This is a genomic window from Pseudomonas sp. R25(2017) (assembly GCF_002112565.1).
In the GTDB taxonomy this organism is placed as follows: Bacteria; Pseudomonadota; Gammaproteobacteria; order Pseudomonadales; family Pseudomonadaceae; genus Aquipseudomonas; species Aquipseudomonas ekonensis.
Window position 1 is genome coordinate 1 of sequence record NZ_NEHZ01000057.1, and the last position, 537, is coordinate 537.

Below are 537 nucleotides of genomic sequence, written 5' to 3' on the forward strand. Positions count from 1 at the left end.
CGTCGCTGAGGTTCTTCTCGTAGACGGTCAGCTCACCGCCGTTCACGTCCAGGCCGCTGATGGTCACCGGATCGTCGTTGTTGTGGATGTTCAGCACCAGGTTCGCGGTACTGGTGTCGCCGTCCGAGTCGGTGATGGTGTAGGTGAACGTTTCCGTGCCGTTGCCGCCGCCGTGCAGGTTCTTGAAGTCGGCGTCGTTGGTGTTGAGGGTGTAGGTGTAGGTGCCGTTGGCATTGAGCACCAAGGTGCCGTAAGTCCCGGTGAAAGTACCTGCCGTGATCGGGCCGGCGTTGGGGCCGGTCGGTACGCGGTCGGCGCCTTGCACGTCGTTGGTCAGGACGTTGCCCGTCAACGTCAGGTTGGTTTCCGACGCGGTGCTGGCGTTGGAGTCGTTAACGCCCTTCGGCAGGTCGTCGATGATGTTCACATCGAGGGTCGCGTTGGCGGTGGTGCCGTTGTCGTCCACCACGGTGACGGCGAATTGCTCGGGCAGGTTGTTGGCGCCGTTGGCGTTCGGATGCGCCTCGTTGTCGACCA

At 62.8% G+C, this 537-nt stretch carries 1 protein-coding gene; it reads right to left on the reverse strand.

All coding sequences use genetic code 11. The annotated features are described in order from the left end of the window. Window positions 1–537: Ig-like domain-containing protein (locus tag CAG31_RS28020; protein WP_139832664.1), on the reverse strand; the 537-nt coding region annotated here is incomplete at both ends.